Genomic DNA, 23,773 nt, shown 5'->3' with positions numbered 1-23,773 from the left:
GCGATGGGCGCCACGGGACTGGTGATCGATCCGGCCTTCCGGCTGCACGAGACGGGCAGCAGCCACCCCGAGAGCCCGCGGCGGCTGGAGGCGATCGAAACCGAACTGCAGCGCCGCGGCCTGCGGCAGCGCTGCCAGCTGATCCACGCCCGGCCCGCCACCGACCTGGAGCTTCAGCGTTGCCACACGGCCCGCTATCTGGAGACGGTGCGCCGCGATGTGGCCTACGACGCCAGGGAACTCTCCACCGGCGACACCGCCATCTGTGACGTGTCGGAAGATGTGGCCCGGCTGGCGGCCGGCGGCACCCTGGCAGCGGTGGAGGCGGTGCTCAGCGGCCAGGTGAACCACGCCTTCGCCTTGGTGCGCCCGCCCGGTCACCACGCCGAGGCCGACCGGGGCATGGGGTTCTGCATCTTCAACAACGTGGCCCTCGGCGCCCGCCATGCCCAGGTGGTGCACGGCCTGGAGCGGGTGCTGATCATCGACTGGGACCTGCACCACGGCAACGGCACCCAGGCGATCTTCTGGCGCGATCCCAGCGTGCTCTTCGCCAGCGTGCATGAGTGGGGCAACTACCCCGGCAGTGGCGCCGCCACGGAACGGGGGGAGGGTCAGGGCCTGGGCTTCACCCTCAACTGCCCCCTGCCCGGCGGCAGTGACGGCCCGGCGGTGCTCGCAGCCCTGAGCGCCGCGCTGCGGCCCGCCGCCGAGCGCTTCCAGCCCCAGTTGGTGCTGGTGTCGGCCGGCTTCGACAGCCACCGCGACGATCCTCTGGGCAGTTTCCGGCTCGAGGACAGCGACTACGGCGCCCTCACCCAGCTCTGCCTGGACATCGCCAGCGAACACGCCGGTGGCCGGCTGGTGTCCGTGCTGGAGGGGGGCTACTCGCTGCAGGGACTGGCGGGGGGTGGCGCCGCTCACGTCGAGACCCTGCTGGCGAGCGGATCAGAGCCGACCTGACCAGCGCCAACCTGATCAGCTTGCACCGCATCACCGGGAAGTGCTGCACTGGCCAGATCAATCCAGGCCTCCATCACCTCGGGGGTGGAGCGCAGGCTGAACCCGAGCTTGCGGCACACCCGTTGCATGGCGCCGTTCTCGTGCAGGATCTCGGCCGTCACCCGGTCGACGCCCTCATCGCGGCCGCTGCGCAGCAGCTGAGCTAGCAGCTCGGTTCCCAGACCCTGCCGCTGATACGGGTCGCTGATCAGCATCGAGAACTCGGCATCATTGGAGCCATGCATCCGGCTGAGCCGCCCCACCGCCAGAATCCGGTGCTCACCGGAGTCGGGGTCGCGCCGGTCGACCACCAGGGCCAGCTCCCGCTCGTAGTCGGTGAAGCAGATGCGCACCAGCCGCTCGTGGGTGATGCGGTGGCTCAGCGACATCATGTGGAAGTAGCGGTAGTAGACGCTCTCCTCCGAGAGGGTGCGGTGGAAGGCCACCAGCAAGGGTTCGTCCTCGGGCCGGATCGGGCGGATGGTCACCCGGCTGCCGTCCTGCAGTCGCCAGTGGTGCACGTACTGGCTGGGGTACGGGCGAATGGCCGGTCGGGGCAACGGACAGGTGGCGCCCGCCACCGGCTGGATCAGGATGCGCGCATCGACCGCCACCAGGGGCCGCACCGGGTCGCCGGGCCGCACCAGCAGCGGATTGATGTCGATCTCGCGGATGGCGGGCTGCTCCAGCACCAGCTGGCTGAGCCGCACCAACAGCCGCTCCAGCTCCTCCAGATCGGCCGGCGGGCCGCCGCGCACCCCCTGCAGGGCGCGGTAAACGCGGGTCTGCTCCATCAACCGCCGCGCCAGGGTGGTGTTCAGGGGCGGCAGTCCCACGGCGCTGTCGCGGTACACCTCCACCAGGGTGCCGCCGCTGCCGAACAGGATCACCGGCCCGAACTGGGGATCGAGGCTGCTGCCCACGATCAGCTCCAGGGACCCCTGCCGCTGCAGCATCGGCTGCACCGACACCCCATCGAAAGCCTCCGGCCCGCACTGCTCCGGGATCCGGCTGGCCATGGCGGTGAAGGCCGCCTCCACCGCCTCGGCGCTGGCCAGATCAAGCCACACGCCGCCCACATCGCTCTTGTGGGTGATGGTGCGGCTGTTCAGTTTCAGCACCACGGGGTAGCCGATGGCCTCGGCGGCGGCGCGGGCCTCGCTGGCACTGCGGGCCAGGCGGGTGTCCAGCACCGGAATGCCGTAGCTCGCCAGCACCTGCTTGGCCTCCGACTCGCTCAGCAGTTCACGGCCCTCATCCAGGGCCCGCTCCAGCACCCGGCGACCGGCGGCATGGTCGTCCGGCGCACTCGCGCCGGCACCCTCATCGGCCTCAGGCAGCAGGGCCGGGGTCTCGTACAGACCGCGCAGGTTGTAGCTGAAGGTCCAGAGGGCGATGAACAGGCGGGCAGCGGCGTCGGGATAGGAGTTGGTGGCGATCCCGGCGGCATTGAGGATCGCCACCCCACTGGCCACTTCGTCGCCCCCCATCCAGCTGGCCAGCAGGGGCTTGCCGCTGGCCTCGGCCAGCTGCCGCAGGCGCTGGGCCGTGGTGGTGGGATCGGTCATCGCCTGGGGCGTGAGGATCACCAGCAGGCCATCGCTGCCGGGATCGGCCAGGGCGATCTCGATGGCGCGGGCGTAGCGCTCCGGATCGGCATCGCCGAGGATGTCGATCGGGTTGGCATGGCTCCACTGGGCCGGCAACACGGCATCGAGGGCGGTGAGGCTCTCGCTCGAGAGCTGGGCCAGCTGGCCGCCGCTGAGCACCAGGGCATCGGTGGCGAGCACCCCCGGGCCGCCGGCATTGGTGACGATCGCCAGGCGCGGGCCGCTGGGGCGCCGGGGCTGCTTGGCCAGTACATCGGCCAGGTCGAACAGGTCCGAGAGGCGATCCACCCGCAGCACGCCGCAGCGCCGTAGCGCCGCCTGCAGCACCACGTCGCTGCCCGCCAGGGCACCGGTGTGGGAGGCCGCCGCGCGGGCCGCTTCAGCGCTGCGCCCCCCCTTGATCAGCACGATCGGTTTGGTCAGCGCCACCTCGCGCGCTGCCGAGAGGAAGGCGCGGGCATCGCCGATCGCCTCCATATAGATGACGATGCTGCGGGTGGCGGGATCGTCGCCCAGATAGGTGATCAGATCGCCCCAGCCCACATCCAGCATCGAGCCCATCGACACGAAGGCGCTGAAGCCCACCCCCTGCTGATGGCTCCAGTCGAGCACCGCGGTGCAGATTGCCCCGGACTGGCTCAGGAAGCCCACATGGCCCGGCGCCGCCATGCCGGAGGCGAAGGTGGCATTGAGCCCGAGGCGGGGGTTCATCAGGCCCAGACAGTTGGGGCCGAGCAGCCGCAACCCGGAGCCGCGCAGCGTCTCGCGCAGCTGGTTCTCCAGCGCCAGTCCTGCGGGCCCCACCTCCCGGAAGCCCGCGGAGATCACAATCACCGCCTTCACCCCAGCGGCGGCGCACTCGGCCAGCCGCTGGGGCACGGTGGCGGCCGGCGTGGCGATCAGGGCCAGATCCACCGGCTCGGGGATCTCCGCCACGCTGGCGCTGCAGCGCACTCCCAGCACGCTGTGGCGCCGCGGATTGACCGGATAGACCGTGCCGCCGAAGGGCGAGCGGATCAGGTTCCAGAGCAGGGTGCGCCCCACGCTGCCGGGCCGCTCGCTGGCACCGATCACCGCCACGCAGCCGGGCCTGAACAGGGCCCCGAGCGGCTGCCTCTCGCTGCGCAGGATGTCGTAGGTGGGGTCGGTGCTTCTGCCCTGGCCATGGCCAGGGGTGCGGCCCGCTGCGTCGGTCATGGCTCCTGCAGCTGGGAGCACGGTGGATCCAGATCGATGCGATGCGGCTCCAAGGGGGCCTGGCGGCCCGCGAGCAGATCGGCGGCCTGCTCGCTGCCAAGCCCGCCGTAGAGCTCCGTTCCGCAGGGCCCATCGCGCGCCACCATCGGCCCGCGGCCACAGAGTTTCAGGCAGCCCACCGATCGGATCAGCACGGCGGCCTCACCGGCTTCGCCGTTGACGCGGGCCGCCAGCAGGGCCCGGCGCAGCCGTTCACCACCGGCGCTGCGGCAGCTGCTGGCACTGCAGCAGCGCAATACGACGGGCTCACTGCTCATGGCGAACCCTCCAATGGACGTCGCCGCTGAAAGCATTTCCGCTGGGGTAATTGCCGCTGGAACGTTCGAGCACAACGGGCAGGCGGCTGATCCCGTGCCTGCTTTAGCAAGATCAGCCGCACCTGTCAGCGAGCCGCTCTCAGGTTTCGTTGCCGCCGAACATGTCGTCGTACCCCTGGTAGGGATCGAACTCGTTCCATCCCGGGCTGGCTTCGTCGAACAGGCCGAAGCGAGCGGCTTCGTCGTTCATCAGGGTGTTGCCCGTGGGCCGGGTGTCGCAGGTGATGCCGCCATCGGCATCCTGCACACAGTTCTGGAACACCACGCCGGCCTGGCCCGCACCCGCGCCGATAAGGGCGAGGGCGGCGGCCGGGGCGAGCCCCCGGATCAGAAGCCGCAGAGACAGAGCTCGCAGAGGCTGATCACGCAAAGAGAGAACGCGCAGGGACAGCCTGTCCATCGGAGAGTCGAGCGGCACGGATGTCACCAGTGTGGAGCGGCGCAGACCGGCTGGGATGATGGCCAGGCGTTGATCCCACCGGACATGTACACCGACTGGACAGCCGTGGCCCTGTTGCTGCTCACCGCAGCCCCTCTGGCGATCGTGGTGGGCACGGCCGGCTTCTTCATCTGGAAGCAGAAGCGTTCGTCACAACGGTGATGTCGTCCGAAAGGCCCCGGGACAACGGGCCGCTCCAGGACCCTTCGATCAGCCTCGTCAGCGTGTTGCCCTGATCTGTGGTCTTGAGATGGCCCTGGCCGAGGCAGTCGAGACAAGTGCGGAACTGCTGATCGCCGTGGCGCAGGATGCCGCTGCCGCCGCATTGGCGGCACTGGCTTGACACGGTGGTGTAGCCCTTGCCACTGGCCATCACAGCAAGGCTGGCTTCGGTGTCGGTTCCACTGGCGGCGTGCGGTCTTGGGCTTGGCATCTCCGGTCCTCGTCGATTCGGTGGCGGCGGAGCAGAGCTGAAGAGCCAGCCGCCGAGATGCTTCAACTGTGGGCGATTTCGGTTGTTTTGATCCCGAAACCTTCCTTAAGGTCTGAGGCCAGGCCATCGGCCTGCGGCGGCTACCTGCGGCGGCTGCCTGCGCAGCTCACTCAGCAGCTCGGCGCTGCTGATCCGGCTGCCATCCGGAACCAGCGCCAGGCTCGCGGCCAGGAGTCCGATCACCGCCGGCCCATCCAGACCCTGCTGACGCAGGCCCGCTACACCCTCGGCCCCCTCCCGTTTGCTCAGCCGCCGGCCTTCCCCGTCGCGCCAGAGCGGCAGGTGGCAGTAGCGGGGTGGCGTGGCCCCCAGTTCAGCCATCACCGCCACCTGGGCACCACTGGCCCAGCGAAGGTCGTCGCCCCGCACCACATCGGTGATGCCGAACAGCAGCTCATCCACGGCCGTGGCCAGGTGATAGGCCACGAAGCCATCGGAGCGCCGCAGCACCACATCTCCCACCTCGGCGGTGCCATCCAGGCGGCCGGGAGCCCCGAGGCGCTCAGGCCACAGCAGCGGACCCTCCGCCAGCCGCAGCCGCCAGCTGGGCAGCCGCTCCTGGAAGAAGCCCCAGTGGGGCGCCCGCTGCCGGCAGTGCCCCGGATACACGGGCGGCTGGCCATGGGGGGCGGAGATGTCCGCCAGCAGCCGGCGGCTGCAGCGGCAGGGGTAGAGACGCCCGGCCCGGCGCAGGGCTGAGAGCACGCTGGCGTAGAGCCCGCGGCGTTCGCTCTGGCGAATCACCGGCCCGTCCCAGTCCAGCTCCAGCCAGCGAAGATCGGCCAGGATCCCGTCTTCAGCTCCGGCTCGGTTGCGCGGCGTGTCGAGATCGTCGAGGCGCAGCAACCATTCCCCGCCGGCCAGGCGGGCATCGAGCCAGCTCAGCAGAGCCGTGCGCAGATTGCCCCGGTGCAGCGGGCCGGTGGGGGAAGGGGCGTAGCGACCCCGATAACGGCTGCGTGAACGCAGCTCCATCCCCTGCTCGAGCTGCGCCTGCAGATGGCGGGGCAACGCAAGGGAGGGCACGGAGACACGGGGGCTTGAGCGAGAAAAAAGCGGCCCCGCAGGACCGCACCAGATCCAGGGGAATGGATCGAGGACTCAGCCCTGAACGCGGTCCTTGAACATCTTGCCGGCTGTGAAGGCAGGAACCTTCTTGGCCGGGATCTTGATCTTTTCGCCGGTCTTGGGGTTGAGTCCCTGCCGTTCCGAGCGCTTACGGGCTTCGAAGGAGCCGAATCCAAGGATCGACACTTTCTTGTCTTCCACCACCGAATCGATGATGGTGTCGATCAGGGCGTCGACCACCTGGGCCACATCGGTCTTGGTCTGCTCCGTGCGGGCTGCCACGAGGTTGACGAGGTCTGCTTTGTTCATCGGACGGGGAAAAATCTCAGGTCGGCGGTGGAGGGCAGGCTGATCGGCGCGGGTTCCGACCGCCGTTTTTTGGTGGGGAGCGCCAATGGTATGGGCACTGATCCCGGTCGGCAACTCGACAGACGGCTTGCCGCAAGGGATCTCGGCCAGTCTGGAGAGTAGGAATACCCCCGTCAAGCCGCTGTAGCGACCTGTTCGGCAAGTTCGCTGATCAGGGAACTGCCGCCGGCCACCAGCTTGTCGCCCCGCAGGGCACCAAGCCCGCCGCCGCAGGCGATCCACTGTGGTGAGGCCGGCGGCAGCCACTGGCGAAGCCGCACCAGGCTGCGCTGCTGCCGCGGCCAGTGGAAGGTGCGGGCAGTGCGCAGCGGTGCCAGCCGACCCGGTGCCGTGGGCCCCAGCAGCCTGCCGCAGAACAGGATGTCGAGCCCCACCGCCGCTGGCTCCTGCACGTGAACCACGCAGGAGCCGGGCGTGGGGCCGGGAGCCCAGAGCAACCGCAGCCCCGCGGCCGGCTCGCTCTCCTCCCCCCACGCGATCCGCTCCGCCAGGTTGGGCAGGAGATAGGCCTCCTGCTCCTGTACCAGCACGGGCCAGCCCAGCCGTTCCTGCAGCCGCCGCACCCGGCCATGGCCCTCGCGGCTGGTGAGCACGATCCGGCCCCGGGCCGGCCGTGCCTCCAGCCGTGCTTCCAGAAAAGAGAGATTGGCCTCGCTGAGGGCGGGGCAGTCCACCAGCAGATCGCCATCGGCCAGGGCCAGCAGCCAGGCGGTGCCTCCCTGGCAGTCGCGGTTGGGTGCAAAGCACCAGAGGCCGGGAATCACGGCCAGGGGAGGACGGCCCGGATCGATCGGAGCTGCGGTCAGGATGGTTAGGGCAACGGGCTCTCCATTGAATCCGGTCTTGCTGCTTGTGCTGCTGCCGCGGCAGCCGTGGCGTGTGGCGGGGTCTGCCCTAGCCTGGTTCTGCCCAAGGCTGGGTCGTTGTCTTCAATCCGGATCGGTCATCCCTGGCCCCTGGGAGCCGCCACCACCAGCCATGGCGTCAATTTTTCTGTGGCTGCCCCTGCTGCCACGCGGCTTGAGCTGCTCCTGTTCCCCCATGGCGAGGCCAGCGAGCCGGATCGGGTGATTGAGCTCGACCACCGGCATCGCTCCGGCGACCACTGGCATGTGGAGGTCGAGGGCGTCGGGATCGGCTGCTGCTACGCCTACCGGGTCTTTGGACCGATCCAGCCGGGCGGCCACGGCTTCAACCCCTCCAAGGTGCTGCTCGACCCTTGTGCGCGGGCGATCGCCGGCTGGCAGGGCTATCAGCGCGGTACGGCCGTGGGCAGTGTGCCCAACACCGCCTGCTGTCTCAAGGGCGTGGTGACCGAGCGGGATCGCTTTGATTTCGCCGCTGCTCCGCGTCCTCGCCATAGCTGGCAGTCCACGGTGATCTATGAGCTGCATGTGGGCGGCTTCACCCAGGGGGGCGGCGTTCCGGTGGCGGCCGAACGGCAGGGCACCCTGCTGGGGCTGATCGACACGATCCCCTATCTGCGGGAGCTGGGGGTGACCACGATCGAACTGCTGCCTGTGATGGCCTTCGATCCCCAGGATGCGCCGGCCGGTCGCCTGAACCACTGGGGCTACAGCCCCCTGAGCTGGATGGCGCCCCATCCCGCCTACCTGCAGGGGGACGACCCGCTGCAGGCCCGTGAGCAGATGCGGCAGTTGGTGATGGCCTGTCATCAGGCGGGTCTGGAGGTGCTCCTGGATGTGGTTTACAACCACACCACCGAGGGGAACCAGGCCGGCCCCACCCTCAGCTGGCGGGGCTTTGGCGATCGCCTCTACTACCAGCAGAACGAGCGCGGCGACTATCTCGACGTCAGTGGCTGCGGCAACACGATCGCTGCCAACCGGCCCTTGGTGCGGCGCCTGATCCTGGAATCCCTGCGTTGCTGGGCGGTGGAGCTGGGTATCGACGGCTTCCGCTTCGATCTGGGCATCGCCCTGAGCCGCGGCGAGCAGCTGGCCCCCCTCAATGATCCGCCCCTGTTCGAGGCCATGGAGGCCGATCCGGCGCTCAGCGATCTGAAGATGATCAGCGAACCCTGGGATTGCGGCGGCCTCTATCGTCTGGCTGATTTCCCCGCCCGGCGAGTGGCCACCTGGAACGGCCGCTTCCGCGATGACCTGCGCCGCTTCTGGAAGGGAGACGATCGCACCTGCTGGCCGGTGGGACAGCGGCTCAGCGGCAGCCCCGATCTGTTCACCGCTGCGCCGGTGCGTCCGGGCCAGTGCATCACCTTCCTCACCGCCCACGACGGCTTCACCCTCGCCGATCTGGTCAGCTTCAACGGCAAGCACAACCTCGCCAATGGCGAGGACAACCGCGACGGCGACAACCACAACAACAGCTGGAATCACGGGGTGGAGGGACCCAGCACCGACAACGCCATCACCGTCCTGCGGGAGCGCCAGATCCGCAACCTGCTGACCTCGTTGCTGTTGGCGCCAGGGGTGCCGATGCTGCTGATGGGCGACGAGGTGCGCCGCAGCCAGGGGGGCAATAACAACACCTGGTGCCAGGACAATCCGCTCGGATGGATGCACTGGCAGCCTGATGCCGAGGAACTGGCCCTGCGCACCTATGTGATCCGACTGCTGGCCCTGCGTCGCCATCTGGCCGCCCTGCTCAACCCGGAAGCGCCTTTCCTCGATGGCCTGGTGGAAGAGGCGCCCGGTTCGGAACCCTCCCATCTGTGGCGCGAGTGGCATGGGGTTGAGCTGCGCAAGCCCGACTGGGCCAGCTGGTCCCACACCCTGGCCTGGAGCCTGCACGATCCCCACCACGGACCGCTGCTGTGGTGCGGCATGAACGCCTATGGCAAGGCGATGCATTTCGACCTGCCCCCCTGCCCCGCCGGCTGGATGCGGGTGATCGATACGGCCCTGCCTGCAGGCCTGGATCTGCCTGCCCGTCCGGAGCGGTGGAGCCCGTCCGGGGCCCCGCTGGAAAGCCGCAGTCTGATGTTGATGCTGGCGACACCGCTGGTGAAGGGATTGCGGTTGAAGGCCTGATTGTTGAAGGGCTGATGGCGGATTTCAGATCCCGCCGCCTTGGGAAAAAGACGATGGCTGTCAAGCTGGAACAACGGCTGCAGATCTGAACCAACTGCTGTACCGCATCGACACCGCATCGACACTGCATCGACAGCAGATCGAGCGCACAGGCCTACACGCAGACCTGCACAGCTTCGAAGCAGGATCTGAGCCGCTAGATTGGCTGAAGAATTCACTGGTGAGCCTGCCACATGTGGCTGCGCACAAGCTGTAGCTTAACCTTCAACATCACAGCACCAACTCCCTTCATCCTGATGCTGAGATTGCGCAGTGGCGCTCAGCAATGGATCGCCCGCGAAGAGTACAGACTGAAGCCATACACCCCCGTTTTCGAGTACACCGATGGCTATGGCAATCTCTGTCAACGGCTGGTGGCCCTCCCGGGCCCTTTTGCCATCCACACCACATCCGAAGTGCTGACAGCTGATCACGTTGACCAGGCGCCGGGGGCGCCATTTGTCGAGATCGAGAATCTTCCCGAAACCGTGCTCAGCTACTTGCTGCCAAGTCGCTATTGCGAATCTGACCGATTCGGCCCAATGGCCGCTGAGATTGTGGCCGGACAGCGACTCGGCTACGACCAGGTCAAGGCGATTGAAAGCTGGCTGCGCACCAAAATTCGCTACGAGCCCGGCATCAATTACATCCCCTTATCAGCAACGGAAGTCCAGGCAAAAGGATCGGGAGTCTGCCGTGATCTGGCACACCTCGGCATTGCCTTGTGCCGCAGCCTGAGCATCCCAGCACGCTTGGTGGCTGGATATCTCTATGGGCTCAAGCCCATGGACCTGCATGCCTGGTTTGAAGCCTACATTGCTGGACGCTGGTACACCTTCGATGCCACGCAGACTGAACTCAGTGGTGGCTACGTGGTGATCGGCTACGGGCGCGATGCCGCCGATGTGGCGATTTACAATCAGTTCGGCCCTGCTGTCTACCCAGAGGTCCAGAGCGTTCATGTCGATCACCTTGAAGGGGACGGCGTCTGATTGCACAGGCAGCAAGCCATCGGGATCATCCTCACGATGGCCAGTGCTGGATCGATGGAGCCCCCGCCTGCCTTCAGTCCCTGAGGCATCGATTGGAGAAGAAAAACTGCGGTGCTTCCGGTTCCCGCCTGCTGGGCTCGGCGGCCCCAGGGGCCTTGCTCGGCGGCGCTGCGTCCGTCTTCTCCCCATAGACCGCAACGCCAGCACGGAAATGCTGCAGCAACTCCTGACGCATCCGATCGGGCGCCTCGATGCGGAGCTCGCCTCCGAAGCCGAACAGCCAGTTGCGCAGGTCCACATCGCGGGCCACCGTCCAGCTGGGCAGGTCCAGCTCCACCGGATAGGGATGGCTGTCGTCTTTGGCATTCGGCCTCAGCACATGGGGCGCCCTGGGGTGGCGCCACCAGCGATCACCCGCCAGGGGAAGCGAGAAGCGGGTGTGCTCGATCGGATAGCGCGCCACCCCCTCGCGCATGAAGGCGAAAGCCGAAGCGGTGCAGGAGAAGCGCAGGGTCTCCAGGACCGTGTCGCGTAGCCGCTCTGAGCTGCTGGCGATGGCGAGCTGCGGCGCCAGCTCCTCGCCGAAGTCAATGCCGCCGCAATGGTGCAGCAGGCGCTCGACCCGCTGCAGGGAGCGGCGATGCTCCTCCGGACTGCGGCGCAACCCGCCCTCACTGCGGACCAGGGCCAGTCGATCGAGCCGCTCGCTGCGGATCAATCCCTCCGCCTGCCCCACCTGGTCGTCCTCGTAGAGGAGATACCAGCCGATGTTGTGGAAGATCAACTGGAGCGGCCACACCGTCAGGGTCCCTTTGGGGCTTTCTGGAAAACTGCCGGAGGAGGCGAACTGCTCCAGGCCCACCCGCCGGTGTTCCACGATCGCCGTCTCGATCCGCTCGGCTTGCCGGGGCGCGGCGAGCGACTCCCTGCGCACAAGGGCGGCTTCGATGATGGAGTGGCGGGCATAGCTGCGCACCGGCAGGGCAGCGGTGGTGTCAAGTCCCGCCCAGCCCAGCCGTTCATCCAGTGCGATCAGCAGGTCCTGGGCCGAGGGATCGGCGAGTCGCCCGGCGGCCTGGCGCACCACGTCGTGCACCTCCCGCAGCCGCGCCGCCGAGAGGATGGCGGTGCCGAGGCAGTAGCCATGGCGCACGTTGTCGTTGCGGGAGCGAAAGCCGTAGGGGGTGAGGATCTTTTCGATGTCCTTGCGCAGGGTGGCGCTTTCGCCGCGGAGATAGGCGCCGGGAATCGCTTCGATCTGGGCGATCAGATGCTGGTGCAGGTTGCTGCCCTTCTCCCCCGCCCGATCGAAGGGTGCCTGCAGCATGTGGCGCAGCAGGGTCATCACCCGCAGGAACACCGGGCCATCAGCCATTGGCGGCGAGCCACCGTTCACACCGCCGCTGGCCGACACAGCCGGACGCCGTAGCGGCTGATCTGCCGGTCCCGGCTCCAACAACTGGATCGGTGCATCGACCGCCACGCCGCTGGAGAAGCCGTTGTCCTCGAGCCAGAGCAGGTCACGGCGGAGGGCTGTGGCATCGGCGTAGCAATCGCCATGCAGCCGGCGCAGATAGGCCGCGGCCCGATCGGCCAGGTCCCCTTGCGGCAGCGGCGACACCCAGGCCTCCAGTTCCTCCCGGGTGGCTGGATCGGAGGCCTCCAGATCGGGGAAGGAGACCAGCAGGCGAATCAGGTGAAGCAGCCGCTCCAGATCGAGCAGGCGCGAGTAGCCGTGCCGCTGCAACCGATTCTCGCGATTGCGGGAGGATCGAATCCGCTTGTCGAGGCCAGCCAGTTCGCTCTGCAGCACCGGCACCAGGTCGTCGTGGTGGCTGGGCACCAGGGCGCAGATCGCCGCGAAGCCCTCGCTGCGTTGCGGCCCGGCATGGGGATCGGCCAGGGCGGCGGCCATCTCCTGGATCACGGGCACCGGCACGGGGCGCTGGCGCCGCTGGTTCCACTCCAGGCAGGTGGGCAGGGGCGTATGGAGCCACCAGCCGATCCACTCCACGGCCACCGGCAGGGACAAGGCCTGGGTGATCGCCAGCCGCCAGGCCCGCCTGGCATGGGTGGCGTCCACGATCACCGGGCTGCCGTTGGCCACGGCCTCCTGCAGGCGCTGGTGCAGGCGTTGCTGGATCTCGACCCAGGGGCCCTGAACGGCCGCATCGCCGAACACCTCGGCGCGAATCGCATCCGTGGAGAGCACCACCGCCGGCGGCTGCCCAGGGCCGCTGAGCAGGGGAGCCAGGGCTCGCGCCAGCGTGGTCTTGCCACTGGCGGGCGGGCCGATCAGCAGGTGGCAACGCAGAGGCGCCATAGGGCAGACGACCGGATTCAACCCAGTTTTTCGCACGCAACCGTCAGCCGCCAGGCCTCCACGGGCAAACGCTGGCATCCCAGACCAGCACCGGGGCCCACGGGCCTGGCAGCTGGAGCGGGCATCACGCGACATTCTGCCGGTTTCCACCCCCGGCAGGCCCTTCTGCAAATCGCGGCAATGCCGTTGAATTTTTCCAGACGCTCGCGGGGCACCCACGACTTCTCCTCCCTCTCCTGCACCCGCCGTCGCAGCCGCACCGTCAGCGTCCGATGCTTCGGCGCCGACAGCCCCTCCGCTGGTGCTGGTGCATGGGCTGCTGGACAGCCCGCAGGTCTTCGATCGGCTGAAGCGGGAGCTGGCGGATCGCCGCCATCCGCTGCTGATCCCCGATCTGCCGTTGCGGCTGGGCCGCACACCGATCGAGGAGGCGGCCGTTCTGCTCGGCAGCCACATTGAGGCGGCCTTCGGGCTGGATCAACCGATCGATCTGCTGGGCTTCTCGATCGGTGGTGTGATCGCCCGCACCTGGATCCAGCTGCTGGGGGGCCATCGGCGCACCCGGCGGTTCATCAGCGTCGGCAGTCCGCAGCAGGGCACACTCACGGCCGAACTGTGGCCCCGCCAGCTGGTGGCCGGCATCGCCGATCTGAAGATGGGCAGCCCCCTGTTACACCAGCTCAACAGCGATCAGGACGCCCTGCGCGGGATCGACTGCCACAGCTTCTACTCAGCCATCGATCTGGCCGTGCTGCCGGGTTGGCGTGCCGTGCTGCCGGTGGGAGAGCGCACCATCCTGCCGGTCTGGACCCATCCCCAGATCCTGCGCGACCCCGCCTCGATCCGGCCCCTGGCCCAGGAGCTGCTGCGGCCCTGATCGGGGATCCCTACGGCGCCGATCGGAGGAGCGGCATAGCGTTGGGTTGATCCGGTAGGCAGGCCTTTGATCGACTTGCTCGGTATCTCGTTGTTGGTGCGCTGGCTGCTGGGCTGGTTCCTCTCCCTGCGCATGCCCCTGCTGCAGGAGGCCTCGCTCAGCAAGACGCCGCGGGTTTCGGTGCTGATCCCGGCCCGCAATGAGGAGACCACCCTTCCCAACCTGCTGGCCGCCCTGAACCGGCAGAGCGTGCGGCCGCTTGAGGTGATCGTGATCGACGACCACTCCACCGATCGCACCGCCTCGATCGCCATGGAGTGTGCGCAGGAGCTGCCGATCACCGTGATGCAACCGCCGCCGCTGCCGGCGGGCTGGTGCGGCAAGACCTGGGCCTTGCACAACGGCGTTCGAGCCAGCCAGGGCGAGGTGCTTGTGTTCCTCGATGCCGACACCGAGCCCTTGCCGACCTTCCTCGAACGGCTGCTGGCGAAGCACCAGACCCTGGGTGGGCTGGTGTCCGTGCAGCCCTATCACCGCACGGAGCAACCCTATGAACAGCTTTCGGTGCTGTTCAACCTGGTGGGGCTGATGGCCGTGCCCCTGGGCAAGGGCAGTGGCGTCGCCTTCGGTCCGGCGCTGGTGACCAGCCGCATTGATTACGACCGCAGCGGCGGTCATGCCGCCGTGGCGGGAAAGGTGGTGGAAGACTGGTTTCTCGGCCATTGCTACGAACAGGCAGGCCTGCCGGTGAGCGCCTTCCTCGGCCTCGGCGCGATCGACTACCGCATGTATCCCGGCGGACTGCGCGACATGGTGACGGGCTTCGGCAAGAACTTCGCCACCGCCGCTGGCGAGGTGCGCTGGCCCTGGATGCTGGCGGTGCTGCTGTGGCTGTCGGGGCTGTTCTGGGCCGCCTGGTGCCTGCCGGCCTCCCTGCTGGGCTGGCCGATGGTGGGCGATCCGGCCCTCCTGCCCAATGCCGTGGTGTACGGGGCCTATGCGCTGCAGCTGCTGCTGATCACCCGCCGGATTGGCCGCTTCGGCTGGATCAACCTGGTGTTTCCGATCCCGGTGCTGTTCTTCCTCGCGGTTTTCGTGCTGGCGATTCTCAACCTCGAGCGCGGTCGCGTCAGCTGGAAGGGCCGCACCTTCAGCACCCGCGATCGGATCAAGCCAGCCTGAGGCTGCTGGCGTCAGCGGCCCAAAAAGCGCCCTTCCACAGGCAGCTCCAGGGCAAGCCCAGCGTCTTCGGCATGGCGCGCCACCACCAGCCGGTGCAACCCCGATTCGAGCACGAAGCCATCGCTGGATTCCTCGAAATAGGCGAGCCGCCGCAGCGGGATCCGCATCACGAGGCGCCTCTGCTCTCCCATCGCCAGGCTGGCCCGCTGGAAGCCCACCAACACCCGAGCCGGGCGTTCCACCACGTGGCCGGGCGGCTCCAGGTAGACCTGAACCACCTCATCGGCCTCCATCGCGCCAACATTGCGCGCTGTGACCTCCACCAGCAGCTCGCCCTCCTCCCCGGCCTGCGGCTCGATCGCGGCCGTGAAGTCTGCCAGCTCGAAACGGCTGTAAGACAGGCCATAGCCGAAGGGATAGGCCGCCCGATGGCCCTCGCGCCGCAGGCGGCGGTAGCCATGCCACAGGTCGTAGGTGACCTGGTGGGCGCGGGGCTCGAAGGGCGGCAGATGCGCCACATCGGTGGGGATCGTGAAGGGGAGCCGCCCGGATGGGGAGACCCGGCCCAGCAGCACGTCGGCCAGAGCCTCGCCGCCCTGCTGCCCCGGGTACCAGAGCAGCAGCAGGCCGGGCACCCGGTCCTGCCACCCCTCGGTGAGGATGGCGCCACCGCCCATCAGCACCACCACGGTGCGGGGATTGGCGGCGGCGACCGCCTCGATCAGCGCCACCTGCTCGGGCGGCAGATCCAGCGCGGTGCGATCGCCTGAGGCGAAGTCGCCGCCCTGCCTGGCCGAGCCGTAGCTGGTGATCCAGGCGATCAGACGGGCCACGGGTCGCCAGAGCGGCAACACCCGGCTCCGCCCCAGGCGCAGCAAGCCATCCGGCGGGGGGATCTGCTGCAGGATCGGGGCGATGTCGCCGGGGTGGATGTGCTCTCCCTCCAGGCGCCAGTCCAGCCCCAGCACCAGCAGGGCCGCGTCGCAATCGGCGGCCAGGGCCGCGGCCGCCTGGGGGTCGGCGCCATCGGCCACCTGCAGCCGCAGCTCCGGGGCGGCAGCCTGCAGGCCCGCCAGGGGTGAGACCACCGATCCCGGCTCGGGCCGGGTGTCCGAGGAACCCCGATCGCCCAGGTTCGCCACCGCCGGATAGGGACCGATCACCGCCAGCGAGTGCAGACCCCGCAGGGGCAGCACCGGTTCATCAGTCTTCTGTAGAGCAGCCTTCTGCTGATCAGCCTTCTGTAGAGCAGCCTTCTGTAGAGCAGTCTTCTGCTGATCAGTCTTCAGCGGATCGTTCTTCAGCAGCACGATCGACTTGGTGGCCGCCTCGCGCGCCAGCTGCCGATGGGCGGCGCAGTGGCGCAGTGCAATCGGATAAGGGCCAGGGGGAACCGTGAGCTGGGCCTGCAGCAGCCGCAGCACCGCCTCGTCAATGCGGCGGATCGGCAGACGTCCATCGGCCACCGCCTCGCTGAGGCTGCCCGCAAAGATCATCCGGAACGGCATCTCCAGGTCCTGGCCCGCCAGCAGAGCCCGCACTCCATCCCGCACACCGAAGATGAAATCGGTGACGACGAACCCCCTGAACCCCCAGCGGGTCTTGAGGATGTCCTGCAACAGCTGGGGATGCTGTCCGCACCATTCGCCGTTGACCCGGTTGTAGGCACTCATCACCGAGCCGGCGCCGGCCTTGACGCAGTCGCGGAAGTGGGGGAGATAGAGCTCATGCAGCACCCGCTCCGAGGCACGAACATCCACCAGGAAGCGGGAGCTGTCGATCGAGTTGAGCGCAAAGTGCTTGACGCAGGCGATGGCGTGGCGCTGCAGCCCGCGGGTCATCGCTGCTCCCATGGCACCCAGATGCACCGGGTCTTCGCCATAGGTCTCCTGGGCCCGGCCCCAGCCGGGATGGCGCAGCAGGTTGATGCATACGGCAGCCACCCAGTCGGCACCGAAGCTGCGGGCCTCGCGGGCGATCGCCTCGCCGATCTTCTCCTCCAGATCGGGATCCCAGGTGGCGCCGCGGGCGATCGGTGCCGGGAAGGTGGTGGCACCGCCTTCGAGCACCACACCGCGGGGACCATCGACAAACTGCAGCCCCTTCAGGCCCAGCCTCGGCAGGCAACCGGTGGGCCAGGGATGGCGATGGGAGGCATCCCGGGTGGCGATGTCGACCATGCCGGACCAGAACGGGGTGTCGCCGTCGAGCAGATGCAGCTTCTCCGCCAGGCTCATCTCCGCCAGCAGCGACAGGGCCCGGGCCTGAGACGCAGGGTCGAGAGCGGGATCAGTCACCTTTTCAACCTAGGAACATCCTCCAGTTCCGCCACGTTGTGCAATGCCTGCTGCGGCTGCGGATCAGCGGGGAGCGACTTCATGACAACGCCCATCCATCAATCGGGCTCCAAGAACATCTGGCTTGACCAACTCGTGTTCCTCGAAACTGAGGGTACGGCGGTCGATCGTGGTGCGGTGCTGCAGGTCGTGGCGATGATCAATATGGATCACCATGGGGGCCACCCCAGCGGGGATTCCAAGGGCCCGAGCATCTGGACTAGGAACCCCAACAGCAACATCATCATTATCGTTGTCGGAGAGATGGAAACTGTTGGTTTCCTTCTCCTGAAACGTGATCTGATCGCGGGCGACCTGCACCGGCACGGTCAGGCCGTCAGCAAAACGTACCTGATCATCCCCTTGGCCCACATCGACCCTGAAGTCGATCGTTCCCTCAGGATCATCCCGATGGCGACAGACCATCGACTGAGGGGCCACAGCGACGCAACGGCTCACGGCAAGGGCCAGCAAGACAATGCCACTGACGAACATCAGAGCCGTGGACTTGTTGAACTGGATCCTATAGGCAGATGTACTCTCCATAGCCACAGGACCCGCCGGAGCAACACTCTGCATTCAGGCTAGATCGGCATGATCCTCCACACGATCACTTGGAGCCATCCGCTATTGAATGGTACGCCGGTTGGCAGCATGCCAGTCAGTCTCATGGAGCCGCTTGCGGCAGGCCATCACACTCCGCAATACCGTCGAGACAGAGCCGTTCTTCGATCCTATTCTGGCGTAATGGATCGATGTGGTTCCGTATTGCCTTCGCCTTGATCTGATTCCAGGGATGAATCAATCACCGCACTCGCCTCCGGCAGAATCACGGCAACCATGCTGCAGAGATCTGCGCCGCCACGACGATCTTGGCGGCCGCGACGATCGTTGAGCCTCAAGCCGAAGGACCGATCTTCTGGATGCTTCGCCTTCACGAAGCCATGGTGACTGCCTTGACTGCCATGGCAGGCCATGCAACTGACTTCAACCTTGATGAGCCGGCAATCCTTAGCGTCCCGGGATTGAGATCGCGATCCTTGAGCCATCGGCGGATCATGACGACCAACCGGGCTGGACCCTGGTCGGGGGGGATCATGGCTCTCGAGCAGACCCGCCTGCTGCCGTGGCTCTACTGGAACCGGATGCTGCCCGGAAAGCCCCACGAAAGCCGCGACCTCAAACCCTTCGCACCGCTGGTGCACCTGTTGCGGCTTGACGATCACGAACCGGACAGAAGCGAGGCCGAATCGGGAGCCGGCGCGGCCGGAACCTGCTGAGCCGAAAGCTCAGGCAGCCCTGAGTTGCTGCAGCTGCTGCTCCAGCCGCTGCTTCAGCCGAGTCTGGACCAGGGTGCAGAGGTCTTGCACCAAGGGATCATCCGCGAGGTAGATCATCCGCACCCCATCGCGCTCACAGCTCACCAGCCCGGCACGTTGCAACTGGCCCAGCTGACGGCTGATGTGCGACTGGGAGAAACCGGTGGCCTCGATCAAGGAGGCCACATCCATCGGCCCCCTCTGCAGGTGACAGAGCAGCTGCAACCGGGCCGGCTCGCTCAGGAGCCTGAAGAACTGGCTGTACTCCTCAAGGAGCTGAGGACTGGGCATGGACCCGGCAACACCCACGGCAGAAGGGTTATGTCTCTGTACGCATTATGCACGCTGCCGGTAGGGGCTGACTGCCCATGGGGAGCGGATCACCGGGCAGGAAGCGCTGGATGAAGCTGGCCAGGAGCATCGGGCCGCAGCGGCGCTGCCAGCTGGTCGCCCCCGGCAGCCGCCGCCAGCACTCCACCTGCAGGCGGGGATCGTGGCGGCCCACCAGCGTCAGCAGATAGCGGTAGTCGGCGTCGGCAACCTGCTCCGGCTCGGCCAGAGGTTCCCCCCCCGGACTGGGAGCTCAGAAACGAGGAGAGGAAGGTCGAGGCGTCGCCGCCCTCGCGCAGGGCCGTGGCGAACCGCCAGGCGGCACCGGTGGGGTAACCGTCGTGGTGAAGGTAGAGATGGCGCACCGGAGCGTCCGGGAAGCCGGTGAAGGAATAAATGGCGCGGGTGGCCAAGGGGGAAGCGAGCGGCTGCACCGAATCAGTGCCACCGCTGTCTCAGAGCAGCAGGTAGGCCTGCGTGGGAGTGATCTGGATGTTGTGCTCGCGCCATCCGAACGCCGATCTCGCCGGTAGTTCTGGAGCACGTTCCAAACGTCCATGCGCCCTTTCGCTCCCATCTTGATCGCCGTGCTTGGGGTGCTCGCGATTCCGGCCCTGCTCGCCGCCAGCCCCACAACGCGGCCAAGCAGCCCAGCGGCTGCCGAGCCCGCCAGTGCCATCGCCGCCCACCTCGCGCCGGGCAGCCGAACCGCCGTTCTGGCCGGTGGCTGCTTCTGGGGGATGGAGGCCGTCTTCGAGCAGGTGAAAGGGGTATCGGAGGTGGTCTCGGGGTACGCGGGTGGATCCAGGGCCAGTGCCGACTATCCGCAGGTGAGTGCCGGAAGAACAGGCCACGCTGAAGCGGTGAAGATCACCTACGACCCGAAGCTGGTGAGCTACGACCAACTGCTGGCGATCTATTTCTCCGTTGCCCATGATCCCACCCAACTCAACCGCCAGGGCCCGGATATCGGCACGCAATACCGCTCCGCCATCTTCTTCACCGATCCTTCCCAGGAGTTGTCGGCCAAAGCCTCAATCACAGAGCTGACCGACAAGACGGTGTCCCGCCGGCCGATCGTCACCCAGGTGGTGCCCCTACAAGCCTTCTATCCTGCAGAGGCTTATCACCAGGACTATATCCTCCACAACCCTGGAAATCCCTACGTTATGGTGCATGATCTTCCCAAACTCGCCCAGCTCAGGCAGCAGTATTCCCAGTTGCTCAAGTAAGTCCTCCATTCACTGGGCTTGGTGCCGCGTAAGCCAGGTCTCAGCAGAAGACGGCGTTTCAACTCCCATCAGCCAATCCAACGAGTCGAGTAGCGCGGCGCTATTCGCTCACCCGGTTGTTGCCCTGTGCCTCGGCCATCACTCACTCATCGCTTTGGTACGCATCGCTGCCTCCAGGCTCTTGATGTCCTCAGGCGACAACTTTGGCCGATCGAGCTGGATGGTCAGCTTGTCGAGCGTGCCGGTGAACAGGAACGGCGGCTGGTAGTCGGCGTCGTTGACGCCGGTGAGGGTGTCGGAGCCGATATCGAAGCTCTCGTCCCACTGCAGGATCATCGGCAGGGTTTTGGCCATGGTTTTGGTGGCCACCACCTTGCCGTCCACCTTGAGGGTGCCGGTGCCGGGGCGGCCGACGCCGCTGAAGTCGTTGAAGGCCAGGGTGCCCGCCCCCTTGCCGTCATAGACGAAATCGAATTCCACCTTGTGCTTGCCAGGGGACAGCGGCTCGGTGCCCTCCCACTTCAGGCGCTCCAGATCCACCATGTTCCACAGCCACACCGGCTTGCCGTTCTTCAGGTAGAAGCCGTAGCCCCCGAAGCGTCCGCCCGAGGTGAGCAGCATTCCCTCGGCGCCTCCGGCTGGCACGTCGATGTCGGCGCTGACGATGTAGGAGGTGTTGAGCAGCACCGGTGAATCCCCCTGGGGCAGCCCCACCATCGGACGGGTGTAGACGAACTCCTTGCGGCCGGCGGCGATGTTCGGCCGAGGCGCCACGATGCGCGCCGCCACCGAGGCATCGAGGGGGAAGACCTGATACTTCTTGGCTTCGGCGATGAAGGCGGCCTTCATCTCCTTCACCTTCTGGGGGTTCTGGGTGGCCAGATCGGTGGTCTGGCTGAAATCATCGTTGAGGTTGTAGAGCTCCAGCACCTGATTGTTCAGCGGATCGGGATTGGCGGGGCCGAAGGCCTCCCAGGGGGCCCGGTTCACCTTGGTGCTCAGCAACCAGCCCTCGTCGTAGAGCGCCCACTGGCCCATCATTTCGAAGTACTGGGTCTTGTGGCGCGAGGGCACCTTGGCATTCTTGCCATCGAAGGTGTAAACGAAGCTCGTACCCTCGATCGGTTTCTGGGGGATGCCGTCCACCACCTCAGGCGCCTTCAAACCGGCCGCCTCGAGGATCGTGGGCACCACGTCGATCACGTGCACGAACTGCTCGCGCAGGCCGCCCTTGTCCTTGATGCGTGCCGGCCAGGAGACCACCATGTTCTGGTTCACGCCTCCCAGCCGGGAGGCGTTCTGCTTGAACCAGCTGAACGGGGTATCGAAGGCCCAGGACCAGCCCGCCGACATGTGGTTGTAGGTGAGCTCGGTGCCCCACACGTCGTAGAACTTCATCTGCACCTCGACGGGCAGTTTGCTGAGGCCGTTGAACCAGGCCACCTCGTTGGGGGTGCCCAACGGCCCGCCTTCAGCGCTGGTGCCGTTGTCGCCGTTGATGTAGACGATCAGCGTGTTGTCGAGCTTGCCAAGATCGTCGAACTGCTGGATCACCCGGCCAATTTCATCATCGCTGTAGGCGGCGTAGGCGGCGAACACCTCCACCTGGCGGATGAACAGTTTCTGGGCATCAGGGGTAAGTTTGTCCCAGGGGGTGATCAGGTCCGCGGGCCAGGGTTCGAGCTTGGCGTCTTTGGGAATCACGCCGAGTTTTTTCTGGTTCGCAAAGATTCGCTCCCGCAGTTTCTCGTAGCCATCATCAAACAGATGCATGGCGTGAATCCTGTCCACCCACTCCTTGGTGGGGTGGTGGGGGGCATGGGTGGCGCCGGGGGCGTACTTGATGAACAGCGGCTTGGCGGGGTTGATCTGGTGCATCCGCGTCATGTAGTCAATGGCGTCATCGGCCATCGCCGTGACCAGGTTCCAGCTGCCTGGCGCCTTGCCCTCAAACGGATAGATCTGGGTGGTGTTGCGGAACAGGTTGGGCTGCCACTGGTTGGCGTCACCGCCCACGAAGCCGTAGAAGTACTCGAAGCCCATGCCGCTGGGCCACTGATCGAAGGGCCCGCTCTGGCTGGCCTGGAAGGCGGGCACGTTGTGGTCCTTGCCGAACCAGGCGGTGGAGTAGCCGTTGTCCTTGAGCAGGCGGCCGATGGTGGCCTTGTCGCGCTCGATGATGCTGTTGTAGCCGGGGAAGCCCGTCGACTGCTCCGAAACCACCCCAAAACCGGCGGAGTGGTGGTTGCGGCCGGTGATCAGGGCGGCGCGGGTGGGGGAGCACAGCGCCGTGGAGAACATGCGGTTGTAACGCAGCCCCGCCTTGGCGACGCGGTCCATGGCCGGGGTGGGGATCACGCCGCCGAAGGTGCTGGGCACGCCGAAACCGGCGTCGTCGGTGATGATCAGCAGCACGTTGGGCGCGCTCTGCGGCGGCACGATCCGCGGCGCCCACCAGGGTTTCGACTGCAGGGCGCCATCCTTGATCACACCGCCGAAGGGGGGCGCCGGGGCCGGCAGCTGGTTGCCGGGCAGCGTGGTGGTGGCATTGGGGGCCCCCGGCGTGCCGCTGATCTTCTGGGCCAGGGCCGGCACGCCGCCCAGCTGCCAGCCCACCAACAGCATCACCAGCCCCAACAGGGCGAGGCGGGTGATCGTGGCGTGAAAGGGACGCTTAGCCATGGGTGGAGAGGAGCGGGGAAGCGAGGCGGAAACCGATGTGGGAGGTGCCGGTGTCGGGGCTCTGGGCCTCCCGGGCGGCGGGTCGGTAGCGGCTGCAGTAGGTGGGGGAGCACAGGAAGGAGCCGCCCTTGATCACGTGCTTGGCCACGCCAGGGTCGCGTGGATCGATGCTCTCGGCTTCCCGGTCGATGGCGGGATCAGGGCGCGCGGGCAGGCCGTCGTGGCCAGGGCGGTACCAGTCCGCCGTCCACTCCCAGACGTTGCCGGTCATGTCGAACAGGCCGTAGCCGTTGGGGGGATAGGAGCCCACCGGGGCAGTGCCGGCAAAGCCGTCGTCGCCGGAATCGCGGTGGGGGAACTCCCCCTGCCAGGTATTGGCCTGGCCTGGCTTCCAGGTGTTGCCCCAGCTGAACACCTGATCCCTGAGGCCTCCCCGGGCAGCGAATTCCCACTGGGCCTCGCTGGGCAGGGCTGCGCCGGCCCAGGCGGCATAGGCTTCGGCATCGACGAAGGCGATCTGTACCACGGGGTGGTCGCCCTGGCCTTTGATCGAGCTGCCCGGTCCGCTCGGGTGGCGCCAGTCGGCACCTGGAACCCAGTGCCACCAGCTGAGCTCCTCCATCGGGCCTTCACCTGGCACCGGCTCGAACACCAGCGACCCCGGCTTGCGCTCGGCTGGGGCGAGATCGGGGAACTGGGCCGATGACAGGGGCTGCTCCGCCAGCGTGCGATACCCCGTGGCCGTCACGAAGGCCGCGAACTCTTGGTTCGTGATCTCATGGGCACCGAGGCAGAAGGGAGTGAGGCGAACACTGGAAGCGGAGCGTTCGTCGCCCAACTGGCCGGCGGCGCCAATGCGAAAGCTGCCTCCGGGAATCGCCACCATTCCCGCCGG

The 23,773-nt window shown here is 67.1% G+C and carries 22 protein-coding genes; 8 read left to right on the top strand and 14 right to left on the bottom strand.

Going from position 1 to position 23,773, the window contains the following annotated elements:
* Window positions 1–3: 3 nt before the first annotated feature.
* Entirely contained in the window at window positions 4–963 is a 960-nt protein-coding gene (locus KQ310_RS03080) for a histone deacetylase (RefSeq protein ID WP_259720315.1), read from the top strand.
* Here KQ310_RS03080 and KQ310_RS03075 read toward each other — a convergent pair.
* The 3 genes from KQ310_RS03075 to KQ310_RS03065 all read right to left on the bottom strand — a co-directional run bounded on the left by KQ310_RS03075 (window position 921) and on the right by KQ310_RS03065 (window position 4,586).
* Complete coding sequence (locus KQ310_RS03075) at window positions 921–3,809, bottom strand: bifunctional acetate--CoA ligase family protein/GNAT family N-acetyltransferase (RefSeq protein WP_259720314.1); 2,889 nt, start codon at window positions 3,807–3,809, stop codon at window positions 921–923. The two genes, KQ310_RS03080 and KQ310_RS03075, sit on opposite strands and share 43 nt — an antisense overlap.
* Complete coding sequence (locus KQ310_RS03070; protein WP_259720313.1) at window positions 3,806–4,126, bottom strand: hypothetical protein; 321 nt, start codon at window positions 4,124–4,126, stop codon at window positions 3,806–3,808. The genes KQ310_RS03075 and KQ310_RS03070 overlap by 4 nt, the downstream gene beginning before the upstream one ends.
* Window positions 4,127–4,265: 139 nt before the next feature.
* Window positions 4,266–4,586 (bottom strand): lactate dehydrogenase, encoded by a 321-nt coding sequence (locus KQ310_RS03065; RefSeq protein ID WP_259720312.1) that lies wholly within the window; start codon window positions 4,584–4,586, stop codon window positions 4,266–4,268.
* Between the two features lie 69 nt (window positions 4,587–4,655).
* On the opposite strand from KQ310_RS03065, the gene KQ310_RS03060 reads away from it, so the two are divergent.
* A complete protein-coding gene (locus KQ310_RS03060; protein ID WP_259720371.1) occupies window positions 4,656–4,787 on the top strand; it encodes a hypothetical protein in 132 nt (43 codons plus the stop codon).
* 376 nt (window positions 4,788–5,163) lie between these two features.
* Here KQ310_RS03060 and gluQRS read toward each other — a convergent pair whose 3' ends face one another.
* The 3 genes from gluQRS to KQ310_RS03045 all read right to left on the bottom strand — a co-directional run bounded on the left by gluQRS (window position 5,164) and on the right by KQ310_RS03045 (window position 7,319).
* Window positions 5,164–6,093 carry a tRNA glutamyl-Q(34) synthetase GluQRS gene (gene gluQRS, locus KQ310_RS03055; protein ID WP_259720365.1) on the bottom strand — a complete coding sequence of 310 codons (930 nt, stop codon included), beginning with the start codon at window positions 6,091–6,093 and terminating at the stop codon, window positions 5,164–5,166.
* A 126-nt stretch (window positions 6,094–6,219) separates the two neighbouring features.
* A complete protein-coding gene (locus KQ310_RS03050) occupies window positions 6,220–6,495 on the bottom strand; it encodes an HU family DNA-binding protein (protein WP_197153997.1) in 276 nt (91 codons plus the stop codon).
* Window positions 6,496–6,668: 173 nt separating this feature from the next.
* Window positions 6,669–7,319: an MBL fold metallo-hydrolase gene (locus tag KQ310_RS03045; protein ID WP_259720311.1), complete on the bottom strand. Its 651-nt coding sequence runs from the start codon at window positions 7,317–7,319 to the stop codon at window positions 6,669–6,671.
* Between the two features lie 159 nt (window positions 7,320–7,478).
* Here KQ310_RS03045 and KQ310_RS03040 point away from each other — a divergent pair, with 159 nt between their 5' ends.
* Both KQ310_RS03040 and KQ310_RS03035 read left to right on the top strand, forming a co-directional pair.
* Complete coding sequence (locus KQ310_RS03040) at window positions 7,479–9,566, top strand: glycogen-debranching protein (RefSeq protein ID WP_259720310.1); 2,088 nt, start codon at window positions 7,479–7,481, stop codon at window positions 9,564–9,566.
* A 233-nt stretch (window positions 9,567–9,799) separates the two neighbouring features.
* Window positions 9,800–10,597, top strand: a complete 798-nt coding sequence (locus KQ310_RS03035) for a transglutaminase family protein (RefSeq protein WP_259720309.1) — start codon at window positions 9,800–9,802, stop codon at window positions 10,595–10,597.
* Between the two features lie 73 nt (window positions 10,598–10,670).
* On the opposite strand, the gene KQ310_RS03030 is transcribed toward KQ310_RS03035, so the two are convergent.
* The gene (locus tag KQ310_RS03030; protein ID WP_259720308.1) at window positions 10,671–12,920 is read right to left on the bottom strand and encodes an ATP-binding protein; all 2,250 of its coding nucleotides are present in this window, start codon (window positions 12,918–12,920) and stop codon (window positions 10,671–10,673) included.
* Window positions 12,921–13,224: 304 nt separating this feature from the next.
* Between KQ310_RS03030 and KQ310_RS03025 the strand changes: the two genes are divergently transcribed.
* Both KQ310_RS03025 and KQ310_RS03020 read left to right on the top strand, forming a co-directional pair.
* Entirely contained in the window at window positions 13,225–13,797 is a 573-nt protein-coding gene (locus KQ310_RS03025; protein ID WP_259720364.1) for a triacylglycerol lipase, read from the top strand.
* 66 nt (window positions 13,798–13,863) lie between these two features.
* The gene (locus KQ310_RS03020; RefSeq protein ID WP_259720307.1) at window positions 13,864–14,979 is read left to right on the top strand and encodes a glycosyltransferase family 2 protein; all 1,116 of its coding nucleotides are present in this window, start codon (window positions 13,864–13,866) and stop codon (window positions 14,977–14,979) included.
* A gap of 11 nt (window positions 14,980–14,990) precedes the next feature.
* Here the strand turns inward: KQ310_RS03020 and KQ310_RS03015 are convergent, their stop codons facing one another.
* The 3 genes from KQ310_RS03015 to KQ310_RS15940 all read right to left on the bottom strand — a co-directional run bounded on the left by KQ310_RS03015 (window position 14,991) and on the right by KQ310_RS15940 (window position 18,292).
* The gene (locus tag KQ310_RS03015; protein ID WP_259720306.1) at window positions 14,991–17,276 is read right to left on the bottom strand and encodes a beta-glucosidase; all 2,286 of its coding nucleotides are present in this window, start codon (window positions 17,274–17,276) and stop codon (window positions 14,991–14,993) included.
* A gap of 63 nt (window positions 17,277–17,339) precedes the next feature.
* The gene (locus KQ310_RS03010) at window positions 17,340–17,741 is read right to left on the bottom strand and encodes a hypothetical protein (protein ID WP_259720305.1); all 402 of its coding nucleotides are present in this window, start codon (window positions 17,739–17,741) and stop codon (window positions 17,340–17,342) included.
* Between the two features lie 308 nt (window positions 17,742–18,049).
* Window positions 18,050–18,292, bottom strand: coding sequence for a hypothetical protein (locus tag KQ310_RS15940; RefSeq protein WP_399237501.1), 243 nt, complete (start codon window positions 18,290–18,292; stop codon window positions 18,050–18,052).
* On the opposite strand from KQ310_RS15940, the gene KQ310_RS03005 reads away from it, so the two are divergent.
* Window positions 18,188–18,595 carry a hypothetical protein gene (locus KQ310_RS03005; RefSeq protein WP_259720304.1) on the top strand — a complete coding sequence of 136 codons (408 nt, stop codon included), beginning with the start codon at window positions 18,188–18,190 and terminating at the stop codon, window positions 18,593–18,595. The two genes, KQ310_RS15940 and KQ310_RS03005, sit on opposite strands and share 105 nt — an antisense overlap.
* Before the next feature lie 9 nt (window positions 18,596–18,604).
* Here the strand turns inward: KQ310_RS03005 and KQ310_RS03000 are convergent, their stop codons facing one another.
* Together KQ310_RS03000 and KQ310_RS02995 are read right to left on the bottom strand one after the other, a co-directional pair.
* Window positions 18,605–18,925, bottom strand: a complete 321-nt coding sequence (locus KQ310_RS03000; RefSeq protein WP_259720303.1) for a helix-turn-helix transcriptional regulator — start codon at window positions 18,923–18,925, stop codon at window positions 18,605–18,607.
* Between the two features lie 89 nt (window positions 18,926–19,014).
* A complete protein-coding gene (locus KQ310_RS02995) occupies window positions 19,015–19,377 on the bottom strand; it encodes a hypothetical protein (RefSeq protein ID WP_259720302.1) in 363 nt (120 codons plus the stop codon).
* 144 nt (window positions 19,378–19,521) lie between these two features.
* Between KQ310_RS02995 and msrA the strand changes: the two genes are divergently transcribed.
* Complete coding sequence (msrA, locus tag KQ310_RS02990) at window positions 19,522–20,196, top strand: peptide-methionine (S)-S-oxide reductase MsrA (protein WP_259720301.1); 675 nt, start codon at window positions 19,522–19,524, stop codon at window positions 20,194–20,196.
* A gap of 138 nt (window positions 20,197–20,334) precedes the next feature.
* On the opposite strand, the gene KQ310_RS02985 is transcribed toward msrA, so the two are convergent.
* Together KQ310_RS02985 and KQ310_RS02980 are read right to left on the bottom strand one after the other, a co-directional pair.
* Window positions 20,335–22,878, bottom strand: coding sequence for an arylsulfatase (locus KQ310_RS02985; protein ID WP_259720300.1), 2,544 nt, complete (start codon window positions 22,876–22,878; stop codon window positions 20,335–20,337).
* Window positions 22,871–23,764, bottom strand: coding sequence for a formylglycine-generating enzyme family protein (locus tag KQ310_RS02980; protein ID WP_311134690.1), 894 nt, complete (start codon window positions 23,762–23,764; stop codon window positions 22,871–22,873). Before KQ310_RS02980 ends, KQ310_RS02985 begins: the two co-directional genes overlap by 8 nt.
* Window positions 23,765–23,773 lie beyond the last annotated feature (9 nt).

Source organism: Synechococcus sp. CS-1328 (assembly GCF_025128095.1).
In the GTDB taxonomy this organism is placed as follows: domain Bacteria; phylum Cyanobacteriota; class Cyanobacteriia; order PCC-6307; family Cyanobiaceae; genus CBW1002.
This window is presented reverse-complemented; position numbering and strand designations above follow the sequence as displayed.